The sequence below is a fragment of the Streptomyces prasinopilosus genome, from assembly GCF_001419695.1.
GTDB lineage: Bacteria > Actinomycetota > Actinomycetes > Streptomycetales > Streptomycetaceae > Streptomyces > Streptomyces prasinopilosus.
In genome coordinates this window covers 1-3941 of the sequence record NZ_LIRG01000700.1, presented here as the reverse complement: position 1 = coordinate 3941, position 3941 = coordinate 1, and the positions used below count along the sequence as shown (strand labels likewise).

The window sequence follows — 3941 nt, the reverse complement described above, 5'->3', positions numbered from 1 at the left end:
AACGACACCGGCACCGGAACACACGCGGTCGGGTTCCGGTGCCGGTGTCGTTTCCGCTGGTCAGGATGGCGATGGATCGACTTCCGCCCGTACGGTCGTGCGGGGGTCCGGTCCGGGGCCCACGCCCCGGCGACCGGCGAGGGCTCCGACGAGGAGCGGGCCGCGTCCGGACCCGGCGTCGGGGCGGGCGCCGTGGGGCGTGGGCGGAGGGAACGCGCTGAAGCGGTCGGTGGCCGACACGGGTCGGGTGGACTTTTCGCTGTTCACGTGATCGGGAGTGGCCGGACGCGCTTACCGTGAGGAGTGACATTATCGGTACGCAGAGTGACTTCCGGGGCTTGTCGGCCGCTGCCCGGACCGTCGGAAACGGGCCTACGAGTACGGGCGTTGCGGCACGGCGGTACGACAGAGGGGTGCGGTATGTCGGTGAACGGCGAGGCGGTACGGGTCCGGACCGAGGCGGACGAGCCGGGGTGGGAGGTGGACCCCGACGACGAGTGGGGCGTGGCCGTTCTCGCCACGGTGGGGCGTCAGTTGAGGCTGCGGCGGGAGGCCGTGGGGATGCGGGTCGCCGACTTCGCGGCGGCGGTCAAGTATGGGGACGACCTGGTCTACAAGGTCGAGAGCGGGAAGCGGATCCCCCGGCAGGAGTACCTGGACAGGGCCGACGAGGTGCTGGGCGCGGACGGGCTCGTCGCGGCGGCCTGGGAGGACGTGAAGAAGGTCCGGTACCCGAAGACGGTGCGGGAGCTGGCTCAGGTCGAGGCGAGGGCTGTGGAGATCGGCCTGTACGTGTGCCACAGCATCAGTGGCCTCTTGCAGACACCCGAGCATGCCAGGGCAGCCTTCGAGTCGCGTCAGCCTCCCTACTCCGAGGACGAGGTGGAGCGCATGGTGGCTGCTCGTGTGGCCAGACAGTCGATCTTCAACAAGAAGCCGGCTCCCGTGCTCAGCTTCGTCCTGGAGGAAGCACCGCTGCATCGTCCTCTCGGGGGCACAATGGTGTGGCGACAGCAGCTCGAACGCTTGTTGGAGGTGGGCGAGTTGCGGAACGTCACGCTTCAGGTGATGCCGATGCGCTGCGAGGTCCATCCGGGCCTGGACGGCAGGATCGAGCTGCTGAAGTTCGAGGACGGCACGGCGATGGGGCGTGCGGATGGCGCCTTCAATGGCCGACCGACCTCTGACCCGAGGCAGCTGCGCATCCTGGAACTGCGCTATGGCACCATCCGGGCGCAGGCTCTCCCACCCCGGGAGTCGCTGGCCTTCATCGAGCAACTGCTGGGAGACACATGATCCGCAATGCCTCCGCCGGGGACGCCTCCGAATCGGCGTGGTTCAAGAGCAGCTACAGCGACGGCAATGAAGGTGATTCCTGCGTCGAGCTTGCCATCACCCCCGGCACCGTGCACGTCCGTGACTCCAAGAACGCCGACGGTCCCCGCCTGGCGCTCACGCCCGGCGCGTGGGCGGACTTCGTGGCTCACACCTCGGAGCGCTGACCCGGCAACGGCACGCGTCCCGCACCTGGTTGTCACCGGGAGCGGGGTGCACATGGAGGGGCCCGAACCGGCAGCGGTTCCGGGCCCCTCGCCGTGTGGGTCAGCGGGCCACGAACTGGGTGAGGATGGCCTGCACCTCGTAGATGTCGACGCCCTTGGTGAAGGTCTTCTGCACCGGGGCGGGCGTGCCGGAGAGCCAGATCTTCAGCTCGGCGTCGAGGTCGAAGGTGCCGGCCGTCTCGACGGCGAAGTGGGTGATGCTGCGGTACGGGATGGAGTGGTACTCGGTCTTCTTTCCGGTGATGCCCTGCTTGTCGATCAGGATCAGCCGGCGGTCGGTGAAGAGGATGGTGTCGCGGATCAGCAGGTAGGCGGCGTGCACCTGCTCGCCGTGGCCCAGGAGGCGGGCGTACTCCTGCTGCGCCTGCGCCGGGTCGATGCTGTGCGCGTTGCCGAACAGTGCCATGGAAGGCCCCCTGCGTGAAGTGTTCCTGCGTGGAGTGTCTCCACATGAAGTGATCTTTCCTGGACGTTATCGGACATCGTCGAACGCGTCAGGGCCCGGGAACCTTTGTTCCCGGGCCCTGACGTCGGTGGTGCGGGGTCGTTACGCGGGCTGCGGCTCGCCGCCGAAGCGCTCCTTGTACGCCTCCAGGTCGTCGTCCGTCAGCTTGGCGAAGAGGACCGGCGGGACGGTGAAGGGCGTGCCGGCGGGGACCGACGTCAGGGCGCGGGCCTCCTCGGGGCCGACCCAGGTCGCGGTGTCCCCGGTCAGGGAGAAGACCTGGCGCATCGCCGCCGACGTCGACGGGATGAACGGCTCCGACACCACCGCGTACAGACGGATCAGGTTCATCGCCGTGCGCAGGGTGAGGGCGGCGGCGTCCTTGTCGGTCTTGATCTCCAGCCAGGGGGCCTTCTCCTCCAGGTAGGAGTTGCCCGCGGACCACAGGGCGCGCAGCGCGGACGCCGCCTTGCGGAACTGCAGCGCCTCCATCTGGGTCTCGTACTCCGCGAGGAGCGACGCGATCTCCTCGCCGAGCCTGGTCTCGGCCTCGCCGGGCTCGCCGCCCGCCGGGACCTCCTCGCCGAAGCGCTTCTTCGAGAAGGACAGGACGCGGTTGACGAAGTTGCCCAGGGTGTCGGCCAGGTCCTTGTTCACCGTGGCGGTGAAGTGCTCCCAGGTGAAGGACGAGTCGTCCGACTCGGGCGCGTTGGCGATCAGGAAGTACCGCCAGTAGTCGGCCGGGAGGATGTCCAGCGCCTGATCGGTGAAGACACCGCGCTTCTGGGAGGTGGAGAACTTGCCGCCGTAGTACGTCAGCCAGTTGAAGGCCTTGACGTAGTCGACCTTCTTCCACGGCTCGCGGACGCCGAGCTGGGTGGCCGGGAACATCACCGTGTGGAACGGGACGTTGTCCTTCGCCATGAACTCCGTGTAGCGGACGGTGTCGTCCGCCTCGTACCACCACGACTTCCAGTCGCGCGTCTCGCCGTCGGGCGCGGAGTCCGCCCACTCCTTCGTCGCGGCGATGTACTCGATCGGGGCGTCGAACCAGACGTAGAAGACCTTGCCCTCGGCCGCCAGGTCCGGCCAGGTGTCGGCCGGTACCGGGACGCCCCAGTCCAGGTCGCGGGTGATCGCGCGGTCGTGCAGGCCCTCGGTCAGCCACTTGCGGGCGATGGACGCGGCCAGCTGGGGCCACTCCTCCTCGTGCCGGGCCACCCACTCCTCGACCTCGTGCTGGAGCTTCGACTGGAGGAGGAAGAGGTGCTTGGTCTCGCGGACCTCCAGCTCCGTGGAGCCGGAGATCGCCGACCGCGGGTCGATCAGGTCGGTCGGGTCCAGCACCCGGGTGCAGTTCTCGCACTGGTCGCCGCGCGCCTTGTCGTAGCCGCAGTGCGGGCAGGTGCCCTCCACGTAGCGGTCCGGGAGGAAGCGGCCGTCGGCCGGGCTGTAGACCTGCCGGATCGCGCGCTCCTCGATGAACCCGTTCTCCTTGAGGCGACGGGCGAAGTGCTGCGTGATCTCCACGTTCTGCTGCGAGGAGCTGCGGCCGAAGTGGTCGAAGGCGAGGGCGAAGCCGTCGTAGACCGCCTTCTGCGCGTCGTGCGCCTGCGCGCAGAACACGTCGACGGGCAGGCCCTGGTCCTTCGCGGCCAGCTCGGCCGGGGTGCCGTGCTCGTCCGTCGCGCAGATGTACAGGACGTCGTGGCCGCGCTGGCGCAGGTAACGGGAGTAGACGTCCGCCGGGAGCATGGACCCCACCATGTTGCCCAGGTGCTTGATCCCGTTGATGTACGGAAGGGCGCTGGTGATGAGGTGTCGAGCCATCGGGGGCTGCTCCCAGGTTGAAACGTACGGAATCTCCAAATCGTAGCCGACACGGGTGCGCCGCCCGCTTCTCGTTCTACGGGCCGAGAAGCGGGCGGCGCACC

Annotated in this window: 4 protein-coding genes; 2 read left to right on the top strand and 2 right to left on the bottom strand. The window is 68.5% G+C overall.

Translation table 11 applies throughout. The features are described 5' to 3' along the window. The first annotated feature begins 420 nt into the window (after positions 1-420). On the top strand, positions 421-1296 hold the full coding sequence (locus tag AOK18_RS24815) for a helix-turn-helix domain-containing protein (RefSeq protein ID WP_055695771.1): 876 nt from the start codon (positions 421-423) through the stop codon (positions 1294-1296). After that, positions 1293-1502 carry a DUF397 domain-containing protein gene (locus tag AOK18_RS24810; protein WP_055695770.1) on the top strand — a complete coding sequence of 70 codons (210 nt, stop codon included), beginning with the start codon at positions 1293-1295 and terminating at the stop codon, positions 1500-1502. The genes AOK18_RS24815 and AOK18_RS24810 overlap by 4 nt, the downstream gene beginning before the upstream one ends. Before the next feature lie 100 nt (positions 1503-1602). Here the strand turns inward: AOK18_RS24810 and AOK18_RS24805 are convergent, their stop codons facing one another. Together AOK18_RS24805 and metG are read right to left on the bottom strand one after the other, a co-directional pair. Next, on the bottom strand, positions 1603-1968 hold the full coding sequence (locus tag AOK18_RS24805) for a PH domain-containing protein (protein WP_055695769.1): 366 nt from the start codon (positions 1966-1968) through the stop codon (positions 1603-1605). 141 nt (positions 1969-2109) lie between these two features. Continuing rightward, entirely contained in the window at positions 2110-3837 is a 1728-nt protein-coding gene (gene metG, locus AOK18_RS24800; protein WP_055573917.1) for a methionine--tRNA ligase, read from the bottom strand. Between the last annotated feature and the right edge of the window lie 104 nt (positions 3838-3941).

Excerpts from the sequence above, each read along its gene's own strand:
- AOK18_RS24815 (WP_055695771.1), top strand. The coding sequence starts at position 421 with ATGTCGGTGAACGGCGAGGCGGTACGGGTCCGGACCGAGGCGGACGAG.
- AOK18_RS24805 (WP_055695769.1), bottom strand. The coding sequence starts at position 1,968 with ATGGCACTGTTCGGCAACGCGCACAGCATCGACCCGGCGCAGGCGCAG.
- AOK18_RS24810 (WP_055695770.1), top strand. The coding sequence starts at position 1,293 with ATGATCCGCAATGCCTCCGCCGGGGACGCCTCCGAATCGGCGTGGTTC.
- metG (WP_055573917.1), bottom strand. The coding sequence starts at position 3,837 with ATGGCTCGACACCTCATCACCAGCGCCCTTCCGTACATCAACGGGATC.